Origin of the sequence: Terribacillus jepli (assembly GCF_047228925.1) — a bacterium.
Lineage (GTDB): Bacteria > Bacillota > Bacilli > Bacillales > Amphibacillaceae > Terribacillus.
In genome coordinates this window covers 65,566-91,939 of the sequence record NZ_JBFEGH010000012.1, presented here as the reverse complement: position 1 = coordinate 91,939, position 26,374 = coordinate 65,566, and the positions used below count along the sequence as shown (strand labels likewise).

The window sequence follows — 26,374 nt, the reverse complement described above, 5'->3', positions numbered from 1 at the left end:
GCAAGTTGTTTTAGGAGGTAGAAATTTGTGTTCGAATCGAAAACAGTGAACGAATGGAAGTCGGAAGTGATGCCAGCCGTGATCAGTAAAAAGGAAGAATTTCATCTGCTCGGTTATGATAAAGCATCTGCTGCAGATATTTGGAGCTGTATGGAGAAAAAAGTATGGAAGAAAGAGACAGACAAGCCGAAACGTTTATATGAAGTGGTGGCGGATATCATGCAGCTGAGTGTATCGGTGTATATGGGTTACTTGACGATGTCGGTGTACGAAGAAGATGAGGATCTGATGGCGTCAATCGCTGCCATCAATGGTCAGTCCTGATATAGGAAAAGTTGACAGTGCTGGCTTGTCTTCTCTATACTATGTGAGTATTTGGCGGATGGGCACAGCAGTACATACATGCTATTTTGCAGATGATTATCTGCAGTATTTTAGGTTTCGTTTTGACGGAACATGGGAGGCAGTTGCATCATGGTGAAAAGAGGCAGAATCGTTGCCTTCTTTTTGATCGTCTTATTGCTTTTGGGAGCAATGGGAACGACGGTTAAAGGAATCGCAAATGATTTGAATTTAGGACTCGATCTGCAGGGAGGATTCGAGGTACTTTATGAAGTTAGTCCGCTGGAAGAAGGAGACAAAGTGGACACGGCAACGCTAAATGCCACAGCGCAGGCGTTAAACGAGCGTGTCGATTCCCTGGGTGTCAGTGAGACAAGCATCGATATCGAGCAGCCGAACCGGATCCGCGTGCAGCTTGCAGGGGTGAAAGATCAGGATCAGGCTCGTGAAATGCTATCGACGACTGCCAATTTATCATTCCGCGATACGGAAAATAAAGAGTATCTGAATGGTACGGATATCGAGGCGGGCAGTGCAAAGCAGGCATTCGACCCGCAAACGAATCAGCCGCTAGTCACAGTGGAGATGAAAGATGCTTCCAAATTCGGTGAAGTGACAAGTGAACTCTCACAGCGCGCGTACCCAGAGAACAGGCTGGTCATTTGGCTGGATTATGAAGATGGGGATTCCTATGAAGAGGAAGCACAAAAACCTGAGGATGAACAAAAGTTCATTTCTGCTCCAGCAGTTTCGCAGACTATCAATAGTAAATCAGTTCAGATTGAAGGTAATTTCACCGTTGAAAGTGCGCAGGAGCTTGCCGATCTCTTGAACGCTGGGTCATTGCCAGTAAAAATGGAAGAAGTGTATTCCAACTCAGTCGGAGCACAATTCGGTCAGGAAGCACTGGATCAGACGATGTTGGCAGGATATATCGCCTTCGCTCTCATTTTACTGTTCATGATCGTATATTACAGACTTCCAGGTTTGATTGCATCCATCACATTGGCAGTTTTTGCTTACTTGAACATACTTGTATTTGATTTGCTTGGAGTCGTTCTGACGCTTCCAGGCATTGCAGCCTTAATTCTGGGAGTGGGGATGGCTGTAGATGCCAACATCATCACATACGAACGGATAAAAGATGAACTGAAAACCGGCAAGTCACTTAAAGCTGCATATAAAGCTGGTAACAAAAACTCATTGGCAACAATTATCGATGCCAACTTGACTACGATGATTGCGGGTATCGTCCTGTTCATTTTCGGTACGAGCTCCATCAAAGGTTTTGCAACGACGTTAATCATCAGTATTTTGTTAAGCTTCATCACAGCGGTATATGGATCACGTGCCTTGCTCAGTTTGATGGTGAAAAGCCGTGCGTTCGATAAGAAACCAGGCTGGTTCGGGGTATCGAAGAAAAATATCCGCAAACTGAATGACAAAGGGGAACGTGAAGTCACTTTCTATGGCTTGAAGCTGAACCTGGTCAAACACAGAAAGGCTTATTTTGCTTTCTCCATCGCGCTGACGATTGCTGGGATCATCTGCTTGAGTATATTTAAGCTGAATCTTGGTATCGATTTTACGAGCGGATCACGTGTGGAATTCGATTCGAACCAAGCTCTGACGACAGAACAAGTAGAGCAGAAGATGGACGACTTTGGCTTCGAGTCGAGGGAAACGCAGCTTTCAGCTGATGGCAAACACGCCTCCGTCCGACTTGAAGATACACTTACCAAAAATGAAGAGAACGAACTGAAGAGCAGTATCCAGGATGAATATGGAGATGCTCCAAGCATAAGCACAGTATCTCCGGTCATTGGTAAGGAACTGGCGAAAAACGCTTTATATGCAGTCATTTTCGCTTCGATCGGTATCGTTCTCTATGCGACTATCCGCTTCGAATTCAAATTTGCTGTAGCGGCAATCATTTCCTTGCTGCATGATGCTTTCTTCATCCTGGCGATATTCAGTATCACCAGATTGGAATTCGATATCACCATCATTGCTGCCATTTTGACGATCATCGGTTATTCCATCAACGATACGATAGTAACGTTCGACAGGATAAAAGAGAATATCCGGATCAAAAGGAAAGTTAAGACGTTTGATGAACTGGCAAAAATCGTCAACGATAGTTTGCTGCAAACACTCGTACGAAGCGTGAACACTGTCTTGACGGTAATCGTCGCAGCGATCATCCTTTGGATATTCGGTGCTGCTTCGATCACGAACTTCTCGATTGCCCTTGTAATCGGGTTGGCTGCAGGAACGTATTCTTCCCTCTTTATCGCTGCACAGCTATGGCTTGTATGGCGCGGTAGAAATATCGAAAAGAATCCAATCATCCATGAAGAGAAAAAGAAAATCGAAGGACCGCAAGTCTGATGACACGACCCCCGTAGTGAATACGGGGGTTATTTTTTTGGAAATGGGGAATGTATAGAGTAGCCGCATTGGAAAGGAGTCAGCACATGAAGGCACAATGGTATATCATTTTAGCAGTCATCTTTGCAGTACTAATCGCAATATTCGCAGTTATCAACGTAGACAGTGTGCAGGTGGACTATCTATTTGGTACAGGTTCAGCACCGCTAATCCTGATCATTCTGTTCTCCGTTTTGATGGGCGTCTTGATTACAGCATCTGTAGGAGGGTTGCGTATGTTCAAGCTAAATAGGGAAGTACGCGCTTTACGTAAGGATAATGATAAAAAAACTGCTGAGATAACGGAAATGCAAGAAAAACGTGCGGAGCAGGGACATAAGGAGCCGGAACGGACCACAACGAATATTTCCGATCCGACGACGAATACGTACCCTACATCCGAAAGAATGAGAGATGAATACAGGCAATAATCGATTGCTCCCTTGACCAGGCTCTAGTATAATAGCTTGGTTAGGGGGTCTTTTTTATGTTGGAAAGCAGAATGAGATGGAAGGATAATAGCAGCAGCCCTTCAGCTCACACGCCGGCGGGCTTCGGTGTTTCTCCGCTTGTGGAGCAGCTGCTCATACAGCGCGGAATAACAACGGCAGAGGCTGCACAACGGTTCCTTCATCCGTCTCTGGAGGACCTACATAGCCCGGAACGGTTACATGATATAGATGCTGCAGCTGAACGGATACATGCCGCTGTGGAGCAGAACGAAAAGATACTGGTATTCGGAGATTATGATGCAGACGGAGTTTCTTCCACTGTAGTCCTGCTGGAAGCATTGCGGGAACTGGGAGCTGACTGTGACTATTATATACCGAACCGATTCACGGAAGGTTATGGCCCGAATGAAGCGGCTTTTCGAGCGGCAAAGGACAATGGATACCATTTGATCGTGACAGTCGATACAGGTATTGCTGCACACCATGAAGCAGACATAGCGAAACAGATTGGGATCGATCTTATCATCACCGATCACCATGAAGTGCAGGAAACGGTGCCGGACTGCTTGGCAGTTGTACATCCTAAATGTTCGCCGGACTATCCTTTTCATGAGCTGGCCGGTGTAGGTGTCGCTTTCAAGCTGGCTCATTACTTACTTGGTTATTTCCCGAAGCAGCTGCTTGATCTCGTCGTCATTGGTACGATTGCTGATTTGGTTCCGCTAGTTGATGAAAACAGGGTACTGGCTGCAGAAGGCTTGAAGGCAATCGCATCGTCCATGCGACCAGGCATACAAGCTTTGAAGGATAGCTGTGGTCTGGATGGTATCGTAACCGAGGAAGATATCGCTTTTAAAATCGGACCGCGCATCAATGCTGTCGGCCGCTTGCAAGATGCTGACCTTGCTGTTGAATTGCTCCTCGCTGCCTCGTATGAAGAAGCAGCGGGAATGGCGGAAGAAATCCAGTCACTTAACACGGAGCGGCAGAATATCGTGGCTAAAATTGCGAAAGAAGCAGAAGCGATGGTAAAGGAACAGCCGAAAGAAGATAGCAGCCATGTCATCGTTGTAGCAAAGGAAGGCTGGAATGAAGGGGTGCTGGGAATTGTAGCTTCTAAACTGGTCAGGACATTTGATAGGCCGGCGATCGTGCTTGCCATCCATCCGGACAAAGGCACAGCAAAAGGCTCCGCTCGCAGTATTGATGCTTTTGATTTATTCCACCACTGCATGCAGGTGCGTGATCACTTTCTTGCTTTTGGCGGACATGCACAGGCTGCCGGAATGACCTTGGAGCTTGAACAAGTGGACAAGCTGCGAAAGCAATTGAATCAAATGGCAGCAGAATCACTGACCGAGGAAGATTTCAAGCAAACGCTGGCTATTGATTTGTCGGTGAATGTCGGGGATGTGTCGGTCGATTTGATCCGCGACATCGCCCAGTTATCGCCATTCGGAATGCAAAATCCAAAGCCACTCGTCAAACTTACTACCCGAATGCGCGAAGTCAAGCTTATCGGAGCGAATAAGAATCATTTGAAATTCGTTTTTGCTGAGGAAACGGTCCAGTTGGATGGCGTATGCTTCGGGCAAGGCGATCTTTATCCGTTCCTGACACCGATGGATGAAATGGAAGCGGTCGGTGAATTATCGATCAACGAATGGAATGGCAGACAAAAACCTCAGATATTGATTGAAGATGTAGCAATACGAAACTGGCAGCTACTTGATCACAGAGGAAGCAAGCAGTTGCAAAAAGGGTTTCGGATAAAGACGGAAGAGGAAACTGCTGTCATCCGTTTTCGGCCGAATACGGAACTTGGATGGCTATCTGAGAAGATTCGGATCTTGGATTACGAAACGGAAGGCCTGACAAATGCAGCTGGCAATATAAAGGCAGTCATATTAGCCGATCTTCCCCGCAAGTTGGAGGATATTTCTTTTGTACTCCGGAATTTACAGCCAGATCTCATTTATGCCTGCTATGATGTGAAGGAGAATGCCTATCTCCAAGGGTTTCCGGATCGTGAGCAATTCAAGCTATTCTATGCGATCCTGCTGAAGCAAAAAACGATTGCTTACCGTCAGCTTGAGGATTATTTGAAAAACAGCCGGGGCTGGAGTCCGGAGAGGACGAAGTTTATTTCCGACGTGTTTTTTGAGCTCGAATTTGTTAAACTAGATAAGGATCAAATTTCAATCAACCCAAATCCTTCCAAGCGTGATCTGGCTGACTCTGAAGTCTACCAGGGATTGAAGGAAGCGATAGAAGTCGAGAAGATCTTATATTATTCCGGCTATAAGGAATTGAAAGCGTGGCTGGAACGCGTACTGGAACGCGGGGAAGTTATCGAGGAGGAAGCAGTAAATGGATTATAAACAATATATTACAGTCGTTGAGGACTGGCCGAAACCAGGTATCAAATTCAAGGATATCACTACATTGATGGATAATGGTCCGGCTTATAAATCTGCAGTAAATGAAATCGTGGAATTCGCTAAAGATAAAGATGTGGATTTGATCGTCGGTCCCGAAGCGCGCGGCTTCATCGTAGGATGCCCTGTATCATATGCACTGGATATCGGCTTTGCTCCCGTCCGCAAAGAAGGCAAGCTGCCTCGTGAAGTCATCAAGGTGGCTTACGGACTTGAATACGGCGAGAATGTGCTGACAATCCACAAAGATGCAATCAAACCAGGCCAGCGTGTCCTTATTACGGATGACCTGCTTGCAACTGGCGGTACAATCGAAGCGACAATCAAGCTTGTTGAACAGCTGGGCGGAATCGTAGTCGGCTGTGCGTTCTTTGTCGAACTGGCATATCTTGACGGCAGAGAAAAGCTGGATGGCTATGAAGTGCTGACACTTACAAGCTACGAATAATATCGGATGGAATCAGAGTGCCTCATTCGGGGCACTCTTTGTTTCATTTTAAAAACAGATACTTGTCGAATAGATTGGATATTTGTTAAGCTAATAAAAATAACATGTGACAGTTTAGAACCCTCGTCGCTTATGCAGACGATGAGAAGGAGTTTAGCTAAAGAGATGCCAAAGGAAAAAGTTCTAACGGCCGAAGAGGTCATTCAAGAAGCAGCCCGATATCTATCGGACGAGCATGTTGCTTTTATCCGGAAAGCGTATGAGTTCGCCGAAAAAGCGCATGAAGGGCAATTCCGCCGTTCCGGTGAAGCCTACATCATCCACCCTGTTCAGGTAGCTGGGATCCTTGTCCACTTGGAACTCGATGCTGAAACCATTGCAGGTGGCTTCCTGCACGACGTAGTGGAGGATACACCTGTGACGGTCGAGGAATTGGAAGAGGCCTTCAATGCCGAAGTGGCTATGCTCGTTGATGGAGTATCCAAGCTCGGTAAAATCAAATACAAATCAAAACAGGCGCAGCAGGCTGAAAATCATCGAAAAATGTTCGTTGCAATGGCAAAGGATATCCGGGTCATCTTGATTAAACTGGCTGACCGTCTGCATAATATGCGTACGCTGAAGCATCTTTCCCCTGAGAAGCAGCGCCGTATTTCCAATGAGACATTGGAAATATTCGCACCGCTTGCGCACAGACTCGGGATCAGTACGATCAAGTGGGAGCTAGAGGATACAGCACTCCGTTATATGAATCCGCAGCAGTACTACCGGATCGTTCACTTGATGAAGCAAAAGCGTGAAGAACGGGAAAGCTATATTGGTGACGTCATGGATCAAATCCGCAGTCAGCTTGGGGAAATCAATATCGATGCGGATATATTCGGACGGCCGAAGCACTTATACAGTATTTATCGCAAAATGGAGCACCAGCATAAGCAGTTCAATGAAATATATGACTTGCTTGCAGTTCGTGTGATCGTAAAAAGCATCAAAGACTGTTATGCGGTTCTGGGTGTAATCCATACATGCTGGAAGCCGATGCCCGGACGATTCAAGGACTATATCGCCATGCCGAAGCTCAATCTGTATCAATCTTTGCATACGACCGTCATCGGACCGAAGGGTGATCCGCTCGAGGTGCAGATCCGGACAGAGGAAATGCATGAGATTGCCGAATACGGTATCGCAGCGCACTGGGCGTATAAAGAAGGTAAACAGCTCAACACGAGTACGCAAAAGAAATCATTTGAAGAGAAGCTGACATGGTTCCGTGAGATACTTGATTTCCAGAACGAATCTGAAAACGCAGAAGAATTCATGGAATCACTGAAACTGGACTTGTTCAGTGATATGGTTTATGTATTCACGCCAAAAGGCGATGTCATCGAACTTCCTTCCGGTTCCGTACCGATCGATTTCGCTTATCGTGTTCACACTGAAGTAGGAAATCATACAGTCGGAGCGAAGATAAACGGTAAAATGGAGCCGCTGGAGTATAAACTGAAAAATGGCGATATCGTGGAAATGATGACGTCCAAGCATTCCTATGGACCTTCTCAGGACTGGGTTAAGCTGGCACAGACCACCCATGCCCGGAATAAAATCAAACAGTTCTTCAAGAAACAGCGGCGTGAGGAGAATGTTGCCAAAGGCAAAGAGCTTGTGGAGGAAGAAGTGAAACAATCTGGCTTTGATCTAAAGCTTGTATTTACGCCGGATAACCTCCGCAAGGTAGTCGAGAAATTCAACTTCACGTCCGAAGAAGATATGTATGCAGCTGTCGGTTATCAAGGAATTACAGCAGCACAGATCACGACTAGACTGACCGAAAGCCTGCGCCGTCAGTACGAAAAAGAAGAAGTGATGGAGAAGACGATTGAAACAGCGAAGATGGCAAGTGCGTCCAAATCTGCTGCTTCAAGCCGCAAGCGGGATTCCGGGGTGCGCGTCGAGGGTGTGGATAATATGCTCGTTCGCCTTTCTAAATGCTGCAACCCCGTACCAGGTGACGAAATTGTCGGCTATATAACGAAGGGAAGAGGGGTCTCTGTCCATCGTTCCGACTGTCCGAATATGCAGACAGAAGATGCGCAGACGCGTAAGCTTCAGGTCGACTGGGAAAACAATGCAACTATTTCTAAGCAATATCATGTAGACTTGGAGATTACAGCCTTTGACAGACATGGATTGATGAATGAAGTACTGCAGGCTGTCAATGAGACTCGAACACAGATTACTGCTGTCGATGGCAAGTCCGACCGGAATAAGCTGGCGACAATCCATCTGACCATCTTGATTCATAATATCGGTCATCTACGGAAAATAGTAGAACGGATCAAACAAATCAAAGATATTTATACTGTTACGAGAATGCTGCAATGAAATGGGGCCATCGAGATGAAAGTAGTAGCACAGCTTGCAAGGGAAGCCTCTGTCACTGTCCGCGGAGAGGTTATCGGCAACATCGGCAAAGGATTCATGCTGCTGGTCGGTATCACACACGAAGATACAGATGCAGATTTGGACTACATTGTGAATAAGCTGATTCATCTTCGCGTGTTCGAGGATGCAGACGGGAAAATGAATGAATCTCTTTTGCAAATCGGAGGGGAGATTCTGTCCATTTCGCAGTTCACTTTGTATGCTGACACGCGTAAGGGACGCCGGCCTAGTTTTACTGACGCAGCAAAACCCGATGTGGCCAAAAGGCTCTATGAAAGATTCAACCAAAAACTTATCGAAGCCGGCATCCATGTAGAGACCGGGGAATTCGGCGCACATATGGATGTGCAGCTTATCAATGAAGGTCCGGTTACCATCATCTTGGATAGCTCGGATCGGCCAAACAAGGAAGCATGATGCTTTCTTGTTTTTTGTTTAGAAAATGTGCAGAATGTGAATACTAGTTGAGAAATAAATCAACAAAGGTGTGATCGGTATGCGAGGCAGTGACGCACAGCAGCATGCATTCGCCGCATCCCGGCTGGATGCTATCCGGCACAGAGGCGAACCTGCTTCTCTAGCGGAAGATTCGTTTATGCCGGACATGGAGGCTTCGCCAGCAGGCACGGAACGAAAAAAATTACAAGAACGGCTAAAACAATCTTGACAATCTTTCTTACAAACAGGTACTATTATTACAATCTAAAGAAACCGGAAATCCATTGAGGGAAAGAGTAAGTCGAAATCACTGTGGACAGAGATCAGGCGCCCCAGGCTGTAAGCGCCCGGCACAGCTTCGAACTGAAAGACATTCCTTAGGAGCACTGTCGAACAACGCAGTAGGCAGTGACGTAGCAGGCGTTAACTGACCAAGGTGGGATACAGCTGTATCCAACTAGGGTGGCAACGCGGGAAGAACTCCCGTCCCTTGTGTTATAAGGGACGGGGGTTTTTTGTCGTTATTTTTAGGAATCCGGGGATTGGGTCATTAGTCGAGGAGGTTATGAAATGGAGATGAAAGCGCCAAGAGGTACGCAGGATATATTGCCTGGTACATCTGAAAAGTGGCAGTATGCCGAACAAGTTCTTACGGATTTGGCAAGCAGATTCAACTACAAAGAAATCAGGGTGCCGATTTTTGAACATACGGAGTTGTTCCTTCGCGGTGTAGGGGAAACCACGGATATCGTGCAGAAGGAAATGTATACATTCAAGGATAAAGGTGACCGCAGCCTGACGCTCAGACCGGAAGGAACGGCGTCCGTCGTCCGCGCATACGTGCAGAATAAGCTGTATGGCCTTCCTGAGCAGCCGACGAAGCTGTTCTATTATGGACCGATGTTCCGCTATGAGCGACCGCAACAAGGACGGATGCGTCAGTTTGTTCAATTCGGTGTCGAAGCATTGGGCAGTGAAGACCCTGCCATCGATGCAGAAGTGATCAGCCTGGCAATGAGCGGCTATCAGCAGCTTGGCTTGAAGTCTTTGAAACTGATCATCAACACACTTGGAGATAAAGAAAGCCGCGATGCACACCGGACAGCTTTGATCGAGCACTTTACTCCTGTCAAAGATGAACTATGCAGTGACTGTCAGAATCGTCTTGAAAAGAACCCATTGCGTATTCTTGATTGTAAAAAAGACCGGGAACACCCGAAAGTGAAAAGTGCACCATCCATTCATGATTATCTTAACGAAGAATCCAAGGCGTACTTTGACGCTGTCAAAAATAATCTGGATGCAATCGGAATTGCCTATGAAGTGGATCCGAATCTGGTAAGAGGCTTGGATTATTATAACCACACAGCATTCGAGATCATGAGTGATGCAGAAGGTTTCGGTGCCCTGACGACACTTACAGGCGGCGGCCGTTATAACGGTCTTGTCGAAGAAGTTGGCGGTCCATCAACTCCAGGTATCGGTTTTGCATTGAGCATCGAACGCCTATTGTTTGCCCTCGAAGCAGAAGGCATCGAACTGCCTGTCAAAACAGGGACAGATGTCTATGTCGTGGCACTTGGAGAAGGAGCTGTCCAAAAAGAAGCAGTAAAGCTGACATATCAGCTGCGTTTGGCTGGATTGACAGCAGATAAAGATTATCTTGGCAAGAAAATGAAGGGGCAATTCAAAGCCGCCGATCGCCAGCAAGCGAAATTCGTCGTGGTACTCGGTGAAGATGAACTGGCAAAAGGCGTCATCTCCTTACGCAATATGCAAGATGGACAGCAGACCGAAGTGGCAATCACAGAAGCTGTTGACGCAATCAAAGAACAGTTGGATGGAGGAAAAGCGGATGACTGAAAGACAAAAGGCGGGTAAGCTGCGAACGAGCCATGCAGGCGAGACAGTGACAATCAAAGGATGGGTACAGAAACGACGTGATTTAGGTGGATTGATCTTTGCTGATATCCGGGACCGATCTGGAATCGTGCAAGCTGTTTTTAATCCTGATGTTTCCAAAGAAGCATTGGCAATTGCTGAGCAAATCCGTTCCGAATTCGTCGTCAGCGTGACAGGTAAGGTTGTGGAAAGAGAAGAAGCAACCAAGAATCCGAACATGACGACTGGTGAAATCGAAATTGTAGCCCAAGAGATAGTTATCCTGAACAAGGCGAAAAGTCCAGCGTTCCAAATCGAAGATGATGTGGATGCATCCGAGGATGTACGTTTGAAGTATCGTTATCTTGATTTGCGCAGAAAGCCGCTGCAGGAAACATTCCGCCTTCGTCATCAGGCGACACAGGCTATCCGCAACTTCCTCAATGAAGAGGAATTTTACGAGATGGAAACGCCGATGCTGACAAAAAGCACGCCGGAAGGAGCACGTGACTATCTTGTACCAAGCCGTGTGCATCCAGGAGAGTTCTATGCGCTTCCGCAGTCACCGCAGCTCTTCAAACAACTGTTGATGATTTCAGGCTTTGAGAAATATTATCAAATTGCCCGCTGCTTCCGTGATGAAGATTTGCGCGCGGATCGACAGCCTGAATTCACTCAAATCGATATCGAGACTAGTTTCATGTCCACAGAAGATATCATCGACATGACGGAGCGGATGATGAAGCGGGTCATGAAAGAAGTGAAAGACGTAGACGTTCAAGTGCCATTCCCACGCCTGCCTTATGCAGAAGCGATGGAACGATTCGGCTCCGATAAGCCGGATACACGTTTCGGACTGGAGCTTGTCGATGTACGAGAAGCGGTGAAATCTGCTGAATTCAAAGTGTTCCAAGATGCCATCCAAAATGGCGGCCGTGTGAGTGCAATCAACGTCAAAGGCCAGGCGTCGAACTTCTCACGCAAGGATATCGATGCCTTGACTGAATTTGTCAAAATTTATGGTGCAAAAGGTCTTGCTTGGGTCAAAGTTGAGGAAGATGGTTCTTTGAAAGGACCAATTGCCAAATTCCTTGATGAGTCCGCCCAAGGACAGTTGAAGGAAGTACTAACCGCAGATGCTGGCGATTTGCTTGTATTTGTTGCTGATAAGACGAAAGTGGTCTTTGATAGCTTGGGGGCATTGAGAAGCAAGCTCGGTCGTGACCTTGGTCTTATCGATGAATCCTTGTTCAACTTCCTTTGGGTGACAGATTGGCCACTATTCGAATATGACGAAGAAGAAGGTCGCTATTACGCAGCGCACCATCCATTCACAATGCCGGCAGCGGCAGATATCGATAAGCTGGAAACAGATCCTGCCTCTGTCAAAGCGGAAGCCTATGATATCGTCCTTAATGGTTATGAACTGGGCGGCGGTTCGCAGCGTATTTACCAGATGGATCTGCAAAACCGGATGTTCGAAGTTCTAGGTTTCACCAAGGAAGAAGCGCAGGAGCAATTCGGCTTCCTCTTGGATGCATTGGAATCCGGAGCACCTCCGCACGGCGGTATCGCACTGGGTTACGATCGTTTCATCATGCTTCTATCCGGCAGCACAAATCTTCGTGACACTATCCTGTTCCCGAAAACAGCGTCTGCGACCGATCCACTGACAGATGCGCCAGATCCAGTGAGCAAGAAGCAGCTTGATGAGCTATATTTGGATATCCAGAAAAAAACAGCAAGTCAGGAAGCATAATAGACTGACTTCACAGTTGAAAACTCGATCTATCCATGCTAAGATAGTTCCATAATCAAATAGCAATCCTGATGTGTACGTTCTTCATCTGTTTTGACCGAACGCGATGAAGTACGGGAGCTCGATCGTCTTCGCGCAGCATGCAAGCCTCCATGGAGTGGACGCATAAAGTGTGAATCAGGGCACCCACCTGCCGAGAGCGGGTTCAAAACTTCAATAGGACGGCATGATCGGGATTGCTATTTTTACGTCAACAACAACAAAGCAGCACACACCTTTCAAAGGGTATGTGCTGCTTCTTTATTTAGCGACTTGTTCCAAGTTGCCGTTTTTGTCCATTCGGAATGCAGGGGATGCGAAGGCATCTTTATCGTCAAAAATAACCATCTTCCGTGCCCGGTCCATGATTTGGATGAGCAATTGATAATCTTCTTTCATTGTCTTCAGCTGATTTTTCAGGCTCTCGCATTCATCCTTAAGCTGCTCATTTTCTTGACGAAGATTATGGCTCTCGGCTTCCAGATGATGAATGGTTTGCCGGCTTGTTTCACTAGTTTGATAACCTTGTTCCAATGCTTGCAAGTAATTGATTACTTGGGATAGGTTCAGCTCATCCGCTTGCTTGCTTACGTCTGTTTCTGTTTTGGTATGTTCACCAACAATGAAGGTTTCTTGTGCGATTTCCGCTTCGAATCGAGCGGTTTCTTCATCCATTGTAATTGGAAAAGCCTGTTGTCTTTCCGTAACGTTCCTTACTGGTGCAGAAAGCTGTACTTGTGCAGCAGCCGGTTTTTGAGCTCTTTGTTCTGCCCGCTTTTTCTCTTTGCGCTGGCGTTTGGCAATCGCGACAGCCTGTTCGTAACGGCTGCGGATTTCAGCATTCCAACGGAAGCCGCAAGCTGCTGATGTGCGGTTCAATTTGTCACCGACTTCATCAAAAGCTTTCAGCTGTGTACTGCCTTCCCGTATATGCCGAAGGACGGTCTCAGCCAGCAATAAGTCGTCTTCATGACTCCATGCGTCTTGTCTTACTTTAACCATTTGGACTAACACTCCATTTCTTATCTGTTAATCTACAAACATAGAAAGTGATAAAAACTGTTAGCCCCAGTGTTGCCGTGGAATGTTATGTCTATACATGTAAACTTATTTTCTTTTCGTTACGCGTTCATAGACTTGTTTGAGTGCTTGTTCAAATTTTCCGGTGTCGACCGGCTCATAATACTGTCTGTTCTTCAATAAGTCGGGCAAGTACTGCTGTTTCACCCACCCGCCTGGATAATCGTGAGGGTATTGGTAGCCGATGCCTCTTCCTAGATGCTTTGCACCTTGATAATGGGCATCCTTCAAATGAGCGGGTACTTCACCGACCTTGCCGGAACGAATATCCGACAGTGCAGCATTGATTCCTTTATATGCGCTGTTCGATTTCGGCGATAAACACAGCTCAACGATTGCATTGGCCAAAGGAATGCGTGCTTCAGGAAAGCCGACACGCTCAGCAGCTTCCACGGCAGCTAATGTCCGCGGCCCAGCTTGCGGATTAGCTAGTCCGATATCTTCATAGGCGCACACGATCATCCGACGGCCGATGCTATCAAGGTCGCCGGCTTCGATCAGACGGGCCAGGTAATGAAGAGCTGCATTCACGTCGCTGCCGCGTATCGACTTCTGGAATGCACTGAGCACATCATAATGGGCATCTCCATCTTTATCATGGGAAAAGCTCTTTTTCTGCATGCAAGCTTCTGCTACTTTCAAATCAATTTGGACAATATCATCCTGCGCAGGCGTGGAGTAAGCAGCAAGTTCCAAACCGTTCAGCGCTGCCCGCAAATCTCCGCCTGATGCATTAGCGAAATGATCCAATGCCTCTTTCGTGATGTCGAGCTGCATGCTGCCCAATCCTTGGTCAGGATCGTGCACAGCACGCTGCAGTGCTTCTTTAACGTCCGATGATTCCAGGCTGTGAAGTTCGAATAAATGACATCGGCTCCGGATTGCCGGATTTATAGAATGGTAGGGATTGCTTGTCGTACAGCCGATCAAAGTAATCAAATTACTCTCGACATGTGGCAGGAGGAAGTCCTGCTTTGCTTTGTCGAGGCGGTGGACTTCATCCAATATAAGGACAAGCTGACCACTCATCTTCGCTTCTTCCACAGCAATCTCCATATCTTTTTTCTTATCCACCACTGCATTAAGGAGTTTGTACCGAATCTGGACGCTGGAGGCAAGTGCTGTGGCCATCGACGTTTTGCCTGTTCCCGGCGGTCCATAAAGGATCATCGAGCTCAATCTGTCTGCCTCCACCATCCGGCGGATCATTTTACCTTCTCCGACGAGATGTTTTTGGCCGATGATCTGGCTGATATCCTTCGGCCGCATACGGTATGCTAATGGTTGTCTGGCCATAATAATTCCTCCATCCTGTTTCTGCTTGTCTTAGCGTATCCAGCCATCAGGGAAAATGCAAGCCACTTGCTATCCATGATATAATATTTTCTGTTATAATAATCGTTATTGTTTAGGAAACCGAACATTACAGAGGCAGTTATGAGGAGTTTTAAAAGATGAAGATATCGACTAAAGGACGATATGGATTGACTATCATGATCGCATTAGGAAAGCATTATGGGGAAGGACCAGTCTCCTTGAAGACCATTGCGAAAGAAAATAAATTGTCCGAGCATTATTTGGAGCAGCTCGCTGCGCCGTTAAGGAATGCTTGTCTGGTTAAGAGTATACGAGGTGCTAAAGGCGGTTATATGCTCGCATCCCCGCCAGCAGAGATTACGGCTGGCGATATCATCCGCACGCTCGAAGGCCCGATTACACCTGTCGAAGGGATCGAAGACGAGGAGCCGGCCAAGCAGCAGCTTTGGCTGCGCATCCGTGATGCAGTCAGGGACGTATTGGATACGACAACCTTAGAGGATCTTTGCCGTCATGGAGATGATCAGAGCCAAGATCCGTATATGTTCTATATTTAATGGAGGCAAGCAAAATGAAACCAATCTATCTTGATCACGCGGCAACATCTCCGATGCATCCGGACGTCATCCAAGCGATGATCCCGGTGATGGAGAGCACATTCGGCAATCCTTCCAGTGTCCATGCATTCGGCAGGGAAGCACGCCACATCGTGGATGTAGCACGTGAGAAGGTTGCAGCAAGCATTGGTGCAACGGATAAGCAGATCATCTTCACGAGCGGAGGCACCGAGGCAGATAATATGGCGCTAATCGGAGTGGCGAATGCTTGCAGTGAACGAGGCAAGCATATTATTACGACGGCAATCGAGCATCATGCTACACTACATGCAGCCAGCTATCTGGAAAGCCTGGGCTACGAGGTTACGTACTTGCCTGTAGATGAGTCGGGATTAATCAAGCTGGCCGACCTGCAGGCAGCGCTGCGTCCGGACACGGTACTTGTATCCGTAATGATGATCAATAATGAAACAGGTATCATGCAGCCGATACAAGCGATTGGCGATCTGCTGCAAGCCCACCCTGCCTATTTCCATACAGATGCTGTTCAAGCTTATGGGACAGAGGAAATCGATGTTGATGCACTAGGTGTAGATCTATTAAGTGTATCTGCTCATAAAATCAACGGCCCAAAAGGGATCGGTGCTTTGTATGTAAGGGATGGTGTCCGCATCAAACCGATCACCTTCGGCGGTGAGCAGGAGCGCAAACGCCGAGCAGGCACAGAGAATGTTGCTTCCATTGTGGGCTTTGGCAAAGCAGCCGAATTGGCAATGCAAAAACGGAAAGAAAGAAGGGCTGCTTATCAGCAGCTTCAGGATACATTCGTCGATGAGCTTAAGCTTGCTGGTATCGACTTTTCCATCAATGGCGGATCAGGTCAGCGAACCGCAGGGATAACCAACATCAGTTTTCCAGGGACGAATGTAGAATCTCTGCTGATGAATTTCGATTTATCCGGTGTAACAGTATCCAGCGGCAGTGCTTGTACAGCAGGTTCTGTTGATCCATCGCATGTCTTGAAGGCGATGTACGGCGATGATGAGCGTGTTACGAACAGTATCCGTTTCAGTTTCGGATACGGCAATACAGTTGAATCTGTAAGAGAGGCTGCCCAGACAGTCGCTGCTATTATAAAACGTCTAACATAAGGAAAGGAGTGACAGAAATGAAAGAAAACAAAGATATTCGTGTCGTCGTCGGTATGAGCGGCGGTGTCGATTCTTCCGTTGCTGCCCTTTTGCTGAAACAGCAAGGGTACGACGTGGTCGGCATCTTCATGAAAAACTGGGATGATACAGACGAAAATGGCTTCTGTACCGCTACAGAAGATTTCGAAGATGTAAAAAAAGTTGCCAATCAAATCGGCATTCCATATTACGGGGTGAACTTCGAAAAGCAGTATTGGGATAAAGTATTCACATATTTCCTGGATGAATACAAAGCTGGACGGACCCCGAATCCAGACGTTATGTGCAACAAAGAAATCAAATTCAAAGCGTTCATGGACCACGCCATGTCCCTTGGAGCCGACTATTTGGCAACAGGCCATTATGCACAAGTCGAAGAGCGTGACGGCAAAACAGTCATGCTCCGCGGTCTGGATGAAAACAAGGATCAAACGTATTTCCTAAACCAGCTGACAGAATCAACTCTTTCTAAAGTTATGTTCCCACTAGGCGGAATGGACAAGAAAGAAGTACGCCGTATAGCGGCAGAAAACAATCTTGCTACGGCAACGAAAAAGGATTCCACTGGTATTTGCTTCATCGGGGAGCGCAACTTCAAGAGCTTCCTAAGCGAGTACCTGCCAGCACAGCCTGGCGTCATGTCCACATTGGACGGCGTAGTAAAAGGAAAACATGACGGTCTCATGTATTATACAATCGGACAGCGTCAAGGTCTTGGTATCGGCGGAGAAGGCGAACCATGGTTCGTTGTCGGAAAGAACCTGAAAGAAAACATCCTGTATGTCGAACAAGGCTTCGATCATGATAGTTTGTACTCCGATGCGCTGATAGCTACAGATATGAGCTGGGTTTCCGAAAAAGAACTGACTGAACCGATTACGGTAACTGCTAAATTCCGCTACCGTCAAAAAGACAGCAAAGTAACGGTCACACCAATCGGTGATAACAAAGTACGTGTCGATTTCCATGAACCGCAGCGCGCGATCACACCAGGACAAGCAGTCGTCTTTTATGATGAAGATGTATGTCTTGGCGGCGGTACAATCGATGATATCATCAAGAACGAACAACAGCTTGAATACGTCGGTTAAAACAGAAACCCTTGTCTTATGGCAAGGGTTTCCCTTACATAAAGGAGTGAAACAATGGATCATATTAAGTCAGGAATAGAGGCTTTGCAGAAGCAGGATTTAGAGGGAGCTGCCAAGCACTTTAATTTAGCCATCGAAGAAAACCCAAACGATCCAGTTGGATACGTCAATTTCGGGAATCTGCTGATGCGGATGAACGAACTGGAGAAAGCAGAGCGTTTCTTCAAGCGCGCCATCGAGCTTGATGAGAAAGCTGCGACAGCTTATTACGGTCTGGGGAGTATGTATTATACTGGAGAAATGTATGATCAAGCGATTCAGCAGCTGATGGAGGCTGTGAAGCTTGGCTTGGATGAAGGAGACGTCCATTATCTGCTCGGTATGTCCTTACAGCAGACTGGGAAGGAAAAGCTGGCACTTCCTTATTTGCAGCGTGCTGCGGAGCTTGAAGGTCGCGATGCGGCAATCGTTTTCCAATATGGGCTGGCACTTGCCACCGAAGGGGAAGTCGAAACCGCGAAAAAAGTGCTGCTTGACCTCTTGGAGTGGAGTCCAAATCATAGCGATGCCCTTTATAATGTGGGAGTTGCGTATTTGTATCAGCAGCAGTTTGAAAAAGCGCTCGAATATATGGATAAAGCACTTGAAGCGCAGCCAGGTCATGAAATGGCTTTGCATGGCAAAGCGCAGATTGAATTGATCATGGAGCAAATCGAGAACGAAGAGTAAGGAGCACAGACGTATGGAATATGGGGAGACTGCCGAAAGCCCTAGAGGCTTTGTGAAAGGTGAATTATTGCATACGATTTTCCGCAAAGAGGAAGAACAGTTTTCCATCGTCCGTATCAAGGTATTGGAAACCAATGAGACGTTCGATGAGAAGGATATCGTCGTCAAAGGATACATCGGGGAGCTGGACCAGGGCGAGCCCTATTTGTTTTATGGTGCGATGGTCAATCATAAACGCTTCGGTGAACAGTATGAGGTAACGGAATACAAGCGTTATGTGCCGGAAACGAAAGATGGTCTGATTCAGTACCTATCCAGTGATTTATTCTACGGTATCGGAAAACGGATAGCGGAGCGGATTGTAGCGAAGCTGGGTGAGAATGCTATTGCGGATATTCTATCGAATGCGGATTTACTGGATGGTATCCAAGGGTTGAATGATGAGAAGAAGGAAAGGTTTCTTCATGATCTTCGCACCCACCAGGGCTTTGATCATGTCATGGTGCATCTGTCCAAATACGGCATCGGTCTGAAGCTAGCCCAGAAGATCTATAAAGTGTATCGGGATGAGGCCATTCAAGTATTGGAAAAAGATCCATATCAATATGTATTCGATATCGAGGGCTTTGGATTTCATCGTGCTGATGAAGCTGCCCGCCAGAATAACCTAGCCATGGATCATGACAGCAGGCTGCAGGCAGCCTGCCTGATGGTGCTGCAAGACAGCATGCAAGCAGGTCATGTCTATTTGCCGAATGAAGAAGTGCTGAAACAAGCCGCTGTCCTATTGCGCAGTACCCAATTCGGTATAAGTGCAGATCAAATCGAGGAACAGCTAGGTGTGCTGCATGCTCAGAAAAAAGTCGTCAAACAAGAGGATCGTGTCTATCATCCGATGCTTTACTTCGCTGAAACGGGTTTCTGCAGTCACTTGCAGCGTTTGAACGAACATGGAACCGAAACGGAAATTGTCCAAGCAGAACTGCTCAAGATCATCGGGAAGCTCGAGGAAGCGGAGACGATCAGCTACGGAAAAGAGCAATTCGAAGCAATCGAGCAAGCATTGCAATCAAAGGTGATGATCCTGACCGGAGGACCGGGAACCGGTAAAACGACGGTCATCAAAGGTTTCATTAAAGCGTATGCCGAAATACATGAGCTATCGTTAGATCCGAAGGACTATAAGGATAAGGATGAAAGCTATCCTTTCGTCTTGACGGCACCAACCGGAAGGGCCGCCAAGCGAATGAACGAATCAACAGGCATCCCTGCCAGCACCATCCATCGGCTATTGGGATGGGATGGCACCGAATCCTTCGAACGTGACGAGGATAATCCGCTTGCTGGTAAGCTGCTTATCGTTGATGAATTTTCCATGGTCGATATTTGGCTGGCAAACCGGTTATTCAAAGCCATTCCGGATGATATGCAAGTGCTGCTAGTCGGAGATGAGGATCAACTGCCATCGGTCGGTCCCGGACAAGTGTTATCCGATTTGCTTCGTTCCGAAACCGTGCCGCGAGTGATGCTGAAAGATGTCTATCGCCAAAAGGAAGGGTCGAAAATCATCACAATTGCTCATGCCATCAAAAATGGGACGTTGTCACAGCATGAACTGGAAAAGGACAAAGATTTCAATTTCATCCCTTGCCGGGAGCATCAAGTAGTCGAGGTCATCACCCAGATAGTCGGCCGAGCTGTCGAAAAAGGCTGGGATCTGCGCGATGTACAGCTGCTTGCTCCGATGTATCGCTCGCAGGCTGGTATCCACGAGTTGAACAGGCAGCTTCAGCAGCTCGTCAATCCAAAGGATAAGCAAAAACGAGAGATGGCAGCAAAAGACGTCATCTTCCGTAAAGGAGATAAAGTCATCCAGCTTGTCAATGATCCAGAAGAAGGTGTCTTCAATGGCGACATCGGTGAAGTGGTTGCTTTGTTCCGGGAAGAAGAGAATGTCGAACAAAAGGAGCAGCTTGTCGTTGCTTTCGATGAAAAAGAAGTCGTCTATGAAAGCAAGGATTTGTCGAATTTGATGCATGCATATTGCATCTCGATCCATAAATCCCAAGGCAGTGAATTTCCGATCGTCATCCTGCCCGTCGTGCCGGGGTACCGCCGGATGCTCCGTAAGAATCTTCTGTATACCGGTATTACGAGGGCACAGCGTTCATTGATTCTTGTCGGGGAAAAACAAGCGTTTCTGCAGGGCATCCAAACAGAGGATACGAACCAGCGCTATACCTCCCTGGTGGAGCATCTTGGTTTCCATGAAGAAGAAGGAGATGACATCGATCGGATGCTTCGGGAGGCCCAAGCCGAAGAGGAGGACATTTCCCCTTACGATTTCATGTAGTATATACAAGGAAATAATTGGACATTCTAACATGTAAAAAGGATATGGAGTGATCCGACATGTTGAAATGTCCGAATTGCAGCAGCAAGGATATCGGAAAAATCGGACCAGAGCAGTATTATTGCTGGGGCTGTTTTATCGAATTGTCTTATAAGGATGAGATGCTTTCCCTGCACCAAGTAGAAGAAGATGGCTCGTTGAGTTCCCTTGATGATTTGTTCACGGATGAAGAGCGGAAATGCGACGGCGCATCATTTTAGTGAAATGAAAGAGGCATCCCGTCTTTACCGTGTCCTCTTATGGATGGTGACGATTGTCGTCGCCTTGCTGCTCTGTTTCCTGCTGATCAAGCTATACCCGTTTTACCGTTCATTCCTGCTGTTTCTAGGCGGTCTGTTCCTGCCCTTCATCGTCGCGGCATTGATTGCCTATTTGCTTCATCCGGTGATTGATTTTCTTGCCGCGTGGCGTCTGCCGCGGTGGCTGTCGATTTTGATTATCTATACGCTTTTTTTTGGTCTGTCCGGTTTCTTGGTGTATAAAGGGTTCCCGGTGCTGATCAATCAGGTGAAAGAATTCAGCCATAATCTGCCGGCATTGATGGAGCGTTATGATCATTATGTTGAGTTCATGTATGAACGGACCGCATTCCTGCCGGAGACTGTCCATGACCAGATGGATGCAGTACTGTTTGGATTGGAACATCGAGCCGAAGCATTTTTGAAGAATTTACTCCGTACATGGAACAAGCTTCCGCAGGTGGTCATCTTTTTGGTGGTTACACCTGTTATCGTTTTTTACATGCTGAAAGATACGGACAAAATCGGTCATGCAGGTCTTATGCTCCTTCCGCGCCGATACCGTGCCAAGGTTAAAAGCTTAGTGCTGCGAATCGATAATAATCTCGGTTACTACATCCGAGGGGTGCTGCTTGTCAGCTGTATTGTCAGCCTATTGACTTGGACTGCTTTCACAATGATTAAGCTGCCGTATTCCTTGATTCTTGCTTTATTGGTTGGGACAACTAACATCATCCCTTATTTCGGTCCGATCATCGGTGTTATCCCGGCTATATTAGTAGGGCTTACAATCAGTCCGAAAACAGCCTTGATTGCCGGCATCACGGTTTTTATCATCCAATTGATCGAGGGAAACCTGCTTTCTCCTTTCATCGTCGGCAAAAGCATTCATATCCATCCGCTGCTGATCATTTTCGCCTTGCTCGTAGGCGGTGAACTTGGGGGTATTATTGGTATGATCGTTGCTGTCCCGCTCCTGACAATCTTGAAAGCCTGCGTGGATACAGCAAAAGAGACGGATGTTTGACAAAATCCTCATTTTTCTCTATACTTACGCTTAGATTTATAGCGAAAAGCAATGAAGGTACAAGTACATGACGTCCTTTTATCAAGAGAGGAGATTCCTTGGCTGAAAGAATCTCTATAAAAGTGTGATGGAAAGCTATACCGGAGCTCTGAGTTAATCCTTATCGGCTGCGCACCGTTATCTGCGCTTAAAGGTGATAGGCCGTTTTTGGGCTTATAATCAGGGTGGTACCGCGATCATACTCTCGTCCCTGCAGATGGCAGGCACGGGAGTTTTTTGTGTGTTTACATAATAAAGGAGGCTTTTTTATGGAAAAATTAACGTCTGCTGAAGTAAGACAGAAGTTCCTCGATTTTTTCAAGGAGAAAGGACACAGCGTCGAGCCGAGTGCTTCATTGGTACCGGTCGATGATCCTACCTTGCTATGGATCAACAGCGGGGTTGCAACACTGAAGAAATATTTTGACGGACGAGTCGTGCCTGGGAATCCGCGCATCGTGAATGCACAGAAAAGCATCCGTACAAATGATATTGAGAATGTCGGCTTCACTGCACGCCATCATACATTCTTTGAAATGCTCGGGAACTTCTCGATCGGGGACTATTTCAAAAAGGAAGCAATCCTATGGGCATGGGAGTTCCTGACTGATAAGAAATGGATCGGATTTGATCCGGAACGTCTATCTGTGACGGTTCATCCAGAAGACGAGGAAGCGTATCAGATGTGGCGTGATCTTGTCGGTTTGCCGGAGGAGCGGATCATCCGTACAGAAGAAAACTTCTGGGATATCGGTGAAGGCCCAAGTGGTCCCAACTCTGAGATTTTCTATGACCGCGGCGAAGAATATGGTAATGATCCATCTGATCCAGAGCTTTACCCGGGCGGTGAGAACGAACGCTACTTGGAAATTTGGAACCTTGTATTCAGTCAGTTCAACCATAACCCAGATCACACATACACGCCACTTCCGAAACAGAACATTGATACCGGAATGGGTCTGGAACGTATGGTATGCGTCATCCAGGATACAAAAACAAACTTCGAAACGGACTTATTCATGCCGATCATCGAGAAGACGGCGGAATTTGCAAAAGTTAAATATGGCAATACGTCTGCAGATGATACTGCGTTCAAGGTCATTGCCGATCATATCCGTACTGTCTCCTTTGCAATCAGTGATGGTGCGCTTCCATCCAACGAAGGCCGCGGCTATGTACTTCGTCGCTTGATCCGCCGGGCTGTGCGCTATGCGAAGAATATCGGAATCGAAAAACCGTTCATGAAGGAACTTGTTTCTGTCGTTGGTGAAATCATGGATGCCTTCTACCCGCAAATACTTGAAAAACGTGAATTCATCGAGACAGTCATCCAGACAGAGGAAGAACGTTTTCATGAAACACTTGCGGATGGTCTGACTATTCTCAACCGGATCGTAGCAGAAGAAAAGGAAAAGGGCAGCAATGTCTTCCCGGGTACTGAAGTATTCCGTTTGTATGACACTTATGGTTTCCCGAAAGAGCTGACAGAGGAATACGTCAGCGAAGAAGGCTTCACGATCGATGAAGCAGGCTTCGAGGAAGAAATGAAACAGCAGCGGGAACGTGCCCGTGAAGCTCGCCAAAAAGTGAACAGCATGCACGTACAGGACAGTGTCCTGCAGGAAGTGGAAGCTGAAAGTACTTTTGTCGGTTATGACCGTATCGAAACAGATACAGCGATTCTGGCGATCGTCAAGGACAAGCAGCTGGCTGATGTGGCAGTAGAGGGCGACGAAATCTTATTCATCCTGGAAGAAACGCCATTTTACGCTGAAAGCGGCGGACAAGTAGCAGACGCGGGCTGGGTGACGACGGAAACAGCAACCGTATTCGTACAAGCAGTCAAAAAAGCGCCGAAAGGACAAAACCTTCACCAAGCTGTCGTGAAACAAGGCCAGATCCAAGTGAAGGAAGTCGTCCATGCAAAAGTCGACACAAGCAGACGTCAGCATATTGTCAAAAACCATACAGCGACGCATCTGCTGCATCAAGCATTGAAAGATGTATTGGGCACGCATGTCAATCAGGCTGGATCACTGGTAGCTCCTGAGCGTCTTCGTTTCGACTTCTCTCACTTCCATGCAGTGACGAAAGAAGAACTGGAAAAAATCGAGGAAATCGTCAATGAAAAAATTTGGGCTGAGCTTGCTGTCAGCACATCTTACCAAAGCTTGAGTGACGCGAAGGAAATGGGTGCAATGGCACTGTTCGGTGAAAAATACGGTGATGTCGTCCGTGTTGTCCAAATCGGGGATTACAGCTTGGAACTCTGCGGCGGGGTACATGTCAAGAACACTTCCGAAATCGGACTATTCAAGATCGTTTCCGAAAGCGGCATTGGTGCTGGTACGCGACGTATCGAAGCAGTCACTTCCAAAGAAGCATACCGATTCACTAAGCAGCAGCAGCAGATCCTGTCCCAAGCTGCAGCAGAACTGAAAACAACGAACGAACAAGTTCCTTCCAGAATCGAAGCAGTATTTGCAGATCTGAAGGAAGTACAGCGGGAACGCGACAGCCTGCGCGGCAAACTGTCCCAGCTGGAAGCAGGTAATATCCTTGATCATGTAAAAGATGTGAAGGGTGTAAAAGTTTTGGCAGAGCAAGTGGACGTTGCCGATATGAATCAGCTTCGCGGCATGGTCGATGATCTGAAGCAGAAACTCGAAAGCGGCGTCATCTTGCTTGCGGCAACAGCTGAAGGAAAGGTGCAGCTGGCAGCTGGAGTATCCAAGGACCTGATCGACCGCGGTCTACATGCAGGTAACCTGATCAAAGAAACTGCGAAACGCTGCGGAGGCGGCGGAGGCGGACGTCCGGATATGGCGCAAGCCGGCGGTAAGAATCCGGAGCAGGTGCCACAAGCACTCGCTTACGCGGCAGTTTATGTCGAAGAACAACTTTGATTTTCCAAATCCGACAGAAAAGTATATACTGTAAAAAAAGACTGGCAATTTAAGCGAGGTGGCTTCACTTGAGTTCGATGGATAAAACGATGAAATTCAACTTTCCGGAAGAACCGATGGACGAGAATGTCCGGGAAGTACTGATGTCCGTATACGAAGCATTGCGGGAAAAAGGATACAATCCGATCAATCAGATTGTCGGATATTTGCTGTCCGGGGATCCGGCTTATATTCCACGGCATAAAGATGCCAGGAATCTCATCCGCCGGATGGAACGGGATGAGATCGTGGAACAACTGGTAAAATTTTATTTGGAACATAACCATCATGACTGACATACTAAAGACGATCGGGCTGGATGTCGGATCCAAAACGATCGGTGTGGCAATAAGCGATGGACTCGGCTGGACTGCCCAGGGCCTGACAACGATCCATTGGAACGAAACGGATTATGAAACAGCCAGGAATGAATTGCAGCAAATCATTCAGCAGCATGATGTCGGAAGAGCTGTCATTGGCATGCCGAAGAACATGAATGGTACAATCGGTCCGAGGGGGGAAGCATCACAGGCTTTCTCCCATTGGATCAAAGAAGAGTTTGGAATTGAAACCGTGCTTTGGGACGAGCGTTTGACGACGATGGCAGCGGAACGTGTCCTGCTTGAAGCAGACCTCAGCCGGAAAAAACGCAAGAAAGTAATCGATAAGATGGCAGCAGTCATCATTCTGCAAGGCTATCTGGATTCGAAACAATAAGGAGTGTAGCCATTATGGCATTGGAAGAAAAAGAACGCATCATCATCCCGGATGAAAATGGGGAGGAGCATTTGTTCGAGGTTTTGTTCAACTTCGACGTCGATGAAACTGGGCATTCCTATATCGCAGTTGTACCGGCTGAACAAGCGGATGCAGATGATGAAGTGGAAGTATTCGCCTTTCGTTATGAAGAACAAGGCGATGACAAGGATCTGACATTGTTCCAAATCGATACAGAGGAAGAATGGGAAATGGTCGAAGAAATGCTGAATACACTTACTGATGAGGAAGACGGCATCTAATCTTGGAATAGGCAGTCCTCTCTTTCCGATAAGGCAGAGAGGATTTTTTCTTGCAGCTT

The 26,374-nt window shown here is 47.1% G+C and carries 23 protein-coding genes, 1 other RNA gene and 2 other annotated features; of the genes, 22 read left to right on the top strand and 2 right to left on the bottom strand.

The annotated features are described in order from the left end of the window. The first annotated feature begins 27 nt into the window (after nt 1-27). The 11 genes from AB1K91_RS13880 (at nt 28) to ssrS (ending at nt 12,871) form a co-directional block, all read left to right on the top strand. On the top strand, nt 28-324 hold the full coding sequence (locus AB1K91_RS13880; RefSeq protein ID WP_413090593.1) for a post-transcriptional regulator: 297 nt from the start codon (nt 28-30) through the stop codon (nt 322-324). A 150-nt stretch (nt 325-474) separates the two neighbouring features. Beyond that, the gene (secDF, locus tag AB1K91_RS13875; RefSeq protein WP_413090591.1) at nt 475-2,733 is read left to right on the top strand and encodes a protein translocase subunit SecDF; all 2,259 of its coding nucleotides are present in this window, start codon (nt 475-477) and stop codon (nt 2,731-2,733) included. Between the two features lie 86 nt (nt 2,734-2,819). After that, on the top strand, nt 2,820-3,203 hold the full coding sequence (locus AB1K91_RS13870) for a LapA family protein (RefSeq protein WP_413090590.1): 384 nt from the start codon (nt 2,820-2,822) through the stop codon (nt 3,201-3,203). 56 nt (nt 3,204-3,259) lie between these two features. Continuing rightward, nucleotides 3,260-5,605: a single-stranded-DNA-specific exonuclease RecJ gene (recJ, locus tag AB1K91_RS13865; RefSeq protein ID WP_413090589.1), complete on the top strand. Its 2,346-nt coding sequence runs from the start codon at nt 3,260-3,262 to the stop codon at nt 5,603-5,605. Continuing rightward, on the top strand, nt 5,595-6,110 hold the full coding sequence (locus AB1K91_RS13860; protein ID WP_093727751.1) for an adenine phosphoribosyltransferase: 516 nt from the start codon (nt 5,595-5,597) through the stop codon (nt 6,108-6,110). The genes recJ and AB1K91_RS13860 overlap by 11 nt, the downstream gene beginning before the upstream one ends. A 165-nt stretch (nt 6,111-6,275) precedes the next feature. Continuing rightward, nucleotides 6,276-8,492 (top strand): RelA/SpoT family protein, encoded by a 2,217-nt coding sequence (locus AB1K91_RS13855; protein ID WP_413090587.1) that lies wholly within the window; start codon nt 6,276-6,278, stop codon nt 8,490-8,492. A 15-nt stretch (nt 8,493-8,507) separates the two neighbouring features. Next, nucleotides 8,508-8,969: a D-aminoacyl-tRNA deacylase gene (gene dtd / locus AB1K91_RS13850; RefSeq protein ID WP_413090586.1), complete on the top strand. Its 462-nt coding sequence runs from the start codon at nt 8,508-8,510 to the stop codon at nt 8,967-8,969. Between the two features lie 79 nt (nt 8,970-9,048). Continuing rightward, nucleotides 9,049-9,219: a hypothetical protein gene (locus AB1K91_RS13845; protein ID WP_413090584.1), complete on the top strand. Its 171-nt coding sequence runs from the start codon at nt 9,049-9,051 to the stop codon at nt 9,217-9,219. 46 nt (nt 9,220-9,265) lie between these two features. After that, nucleotides 9,266-9,484: a binding site (T-box leader), on the top strand. Nucleotides 9,485-9,560: 76 nt separating this feature from the next. Further along, nucleotides 9,561-10,853: a histidine--tRNA ligase gene (gene hisS / locus AB1K91_RS13840; RefSeq protein WP_413090582.1), complete on the top strand. Its 1,293-nt coding sequence runs from the start codon at nt 9,561-9,563 to the stop codon at nt 10,851-10,853. Next, on the top strand, nt 10,846-12,630 hold the full coding sequence (gene aspS, locus AB1K91_RS13835; RefSeq protein WP_413090580.1) for an aspartate--tRNA ligase: 1,785 nt from the start codon (nt 10,846-10,848) through the stop codon (nt 12,628-12,630). Before hisS ends, aspS begins: the two co-directional genes overlap by 8 nt. 62 nt (nt 12,631-12,692) lie before the next feature. Beyond that, a non-coding RNA gene (gene ssrS, locus AB1K91_RS13830) (6S RNA) lies at nt 12,693-12,871 on the top strand. 59 nt (nt 12,872-12,930) lie between these two features. Here ssrS and AB1K91_RS13825 read toward each other — a convergent pair. Beyond that, nucleotides 12,931-13,671 (bottom strand): RsfA family transcriptional regulator, encoded by a 741-nt coding sequence (locus tag AB1K91_RS13825; RefSeq protein WP_413090578.1) that lies wholly within the window; start codon nt 13,669-13,671, stop codon nt 12,931-12,933. 105 nt (nt 13,672-13,776) lie between these two features. Continuing rightward, nucleotides 13,777-15,045: a replication-associated recombination protein A gene (locus AB1K91_RS13820; RefSeq protein WP_413090576.1), complete on the bottom strand. Its 1,269-nt coding sequence runs from the start codon at nt 15,043-15,045 to the stop codon at nt 13,777-13,779. 158 nt (nt 15,046-15,203) lie between these two features. Between AB1K91_RS13820 and cymR the strand changes: the two genes are divergently transcribed. The 11 genes from cymR to AB1K91_RS13765 all read left to right on the top strand — a co-directional run bounded on the left by cymR (nt 15,204) and on the right by AB1K91_RS13765 (nt 26,315). After that, entirely contained in the window at nt 15,204-15,623 is a 420-nt protein-coding gene (gene cymR, locus AB1K91_RS13815; RefSeq protein WP_413090574.1) for a cysteine metabolism transcriptional regulator CymR, read from the top strand. Nucleotides 15,624-15,637: 14 nt separating this feature from the next. Next, nucleotides 15,638-16,774 (top strand): cysteine desulfurase family protein, encoded by a 1,137-nt coding sequence (locus tag AB1K91_RS13810; protein WP_413090572.1) that lies wholly within the window; start codon nt 15,638-15,640, stop codon nt 16,772-16,774. 17 nt (nt 16,775-16,791) lie between these two features. Then, complete coding sequence (gene mnmA / locus AB1K91_RS13805; RefSeq protein ID WP_413090570.1) at nt 16,792-17,904, top strand: tRNA 2-thiouridine(34) synthase MnmA; 1,113 nt, start codon at nt 16,792-16,794, stop codon at nt 17,902-17,904. A 54-nt stretch (nt 17,905-17,958) separates the two neighbouring features. Continuing rightward, nucleotides 17,959-18,633: a tetratricopeptide repeat protein gene (locus AB1K91_RS13800; protein ID WP_413090569.1), complete on the top strand. Its 675-nt coding sequence runs from the start codon at nt 17,959-17,961 to the stop codon at nt 18,631-18,633. A 13-nt stretch (nt 18,634-18,646) separates the two neighbouring features. After that, a complete protein-coding gene (gene recD2 / locus AB1K91_RS13795; protein WP_413090567.1) occupies nt 18,647-20,986 on the top strand; it encodes an SF1B family DNA helicase RecD2 in 2,340 nt (779 codons plus the stop codon). A 59-nt stretch (nt 20,987-21,045) separates the two neighbouring features. Next, on the top strand, nt 21,046-21,246 hold the full coding sequence (locus AB1K91_RS13790) for a hypothetical protein (protein ID WP_093727763.1): 201 nt from the start codon (nt 21,046-21,048) through the stop codon (nt 21,244-21,246). Continuing rightward, nucleotides 21,212-22,312: an AI-2E family transporter gene (locus AB1K91_RS13785; protein WP_413090565.1), complete on the top strand. Its 1,101-nt coding sequence runs from the start codon at nt 21,212-21,214 to the stop codon at nt 22,310-22,312. Before AB1K91_RS13790 ends, AB1K91_RS13785 begins: the two co-directional genes overlap by 35 nt. A 42-nt stretch (nt 22,313-22,354) precedes the next feature. After that, nucleotides 22,355-22,567, top strand: a binding site (T-box leader). A gap of 53 nt (nt 22,568-22,620) precedes the next feature. Beyond that, a complete protein-coding gene (alaS, locus tag AB1K91_RS13780; protein ID WP_413090563.1) occupies nt 22,621-25,257 on the top strand; it encodes an alanine--tRNA ligase in 2,637 nt (878 codons plus the stop codon). Between the two features lie 68 nt (nt 25,258-25,325). Next, nucleotides 25,326-25,592, top strand: a complete 267-nt coding sequence (locus AB1K91_RS13775; RefSeq protein ID WP_413090561.1) for an IreB family regulatory phosphoprotein — start codon at nt 25,326-25,328, stop codon at nt 25,590-25,592. Next, entirely contained in the window at nt 25,585-26,013 is a 429-nt protein-coding gene (gene ruvX, locus AB1K91_RS13770; RefSeq protein ID WP_413090559.1) for a Holliday junction resolvase RuvX, read from the top strand. Before AB1K91_RS13775 ends, ruvX begins: the two co-directional genes overlap by 8 nt. 14 nt (nt 26,014-26,027) lie before the next feature. Next, nucleotides 26,028-26,315, top strand: coding sequence for a DUF1292 domain-containing protein (locus tag AB1K91_RS13765; RefSeq protein WP_413090557.1), 288 nt, complete (start codon nt 26,028-26,030; stop codon nt 26,313-26,315). Nucleotides 26,316-26,374 lie beyond the last annotated feature (59 nt).

Coding starts and splice junctions, on each gene's coding strand:
- alaS (WP_413090563.1), top strand. CDS start 22,621: ATGGAAAAATTAACGTCTGCTGAAGTAAGACAGAAGTTCCTCGATTTT.
- hisS (WP_413090582.1), top strand. CDS start 9,561: ATGGAGATGAAAGCGCCAAGAGGTACGCAGGATATATTGCCTGGTACA.
- AB1K91_RS13825 (WP_413090578.1), bottom strand. CDS start 13,671: ATGGTTAAAGTAAGACAAGACGCATGGAGTCATGAAGACGACTTATTG.
- AB1K91_RS13800 (WP_413090569.1), top strand. CDS start 17,959: ATGGATCATATTAAGTCAGGAATAGAGGCTTTGCAGAAGCAGGATTTA.
- cymR (WP_413090574.1), top strand. CDS start 15,204: ATGAAGATATCGACTAAAGGACGATATGGATTGACTATCATGATCGCA.
- AB1K91_RS13860 (WP_093727751.1), top strand. CDS start 5,595: ATGGATTATAAACAATATATTACAGTCGTTGAGGACTGGCCGAAACCA.
- AB1K91_RS13870 (WP_413090590.1), top strand. CDS start 2,820: ATGAAGGCACAATGGTATATCATTTTAGCAGTCATCTTTGCAGTACTA.
- AB1K91_RS13810 (WP_413090572.1), top strand. CDS start 15,638: ATGAAACCAATCTATCTTGATCACGCGGCAACATCTCCGATGCATCCG.
- AB1K91_RS13855 (WP_413090587.1), top strand. CDS start 6,276: ATGCCAAAGGAAAAAGTTCTAACGGCCGAAGAGGTCATTCAAGAAGCA.
- ruvX (WP_413090559.1), top strand. CDS start 25,585: ATGACTGACATACTAAAGACGATCGGGCTGGATGTCGGATCCAAAACG.
- dtd (WP_413090586.1), top strand. CDS start 8,508: ATGAAAGTAGTAGCACAGCTTGCAAGGGAAGCCTCTGTCACTGTCCGC.
- AB1K91_RS13820 (WP_413090576.1), bottom strand. CDS start 15,045: ATGGCCAGACAACCATTAGCATACCGTATGCGGCCGAAGGATATCAGC.
- AB1K91_RS13785 (WP_413090565.1), top strand. CDS start 21,212: ATGAAGAGCGGAAATGCGACGGCGCATCATTTTAGTGAAATGAAAGAG.
- mnmA (WP_413090570.1), top strand. CDS start 16,792: ATGAAAGAAAACAAAGATATTCGTGTCGTCGTCGGTATGAGCGGCGGT.
- AB1K91_RS13765 (WP_413090557.1), top strand. CDS start 26,028: ATGGCATTGGAAGAAAAAGAACGCATCATCATCCCGGATGAAAATGGG.
- AB1K91_RS13790 (WP_093727763.1), top strand. CDS start 21,046: ATGTTGAAATGTCCGAATTGCAGCAGCAAGGATATCGGAAAAATCGGA.
- recD2 (WP_413090567.1), top strand. CDS start 18,647: ATGGAATATGGGGAGACTGCCGAAAGCCCTAGAGGCTTTGTGAAAGGT.
- secDF (WP_413090591.1), top strand. CDS start 475: ATGGTGAAAAGAGGCAGAATCGTTGCCTTCTTTTTGATCGTCTTATTG.
- AB1K91_RS13845 (WP_413090584.1), top strand. CDS start 9,049: ATGCGAGGCAGTGACGCACAGCAGCATGCATTCGCCGCATCCCGGCTG.
- recJ (WP_413090589.1), top strand. CDS start 3,260: ATGTTGGAAAGCAGAATGAGATGGAAGGATAATAGCAGCAGCCCTTCA.
- aspS (WP_413090580.1), top strand. CDS start 10,846: ATGACTGAAAGACAAAAGGCGGGTAAGCTGCGAACGAGCCATGCAGGC.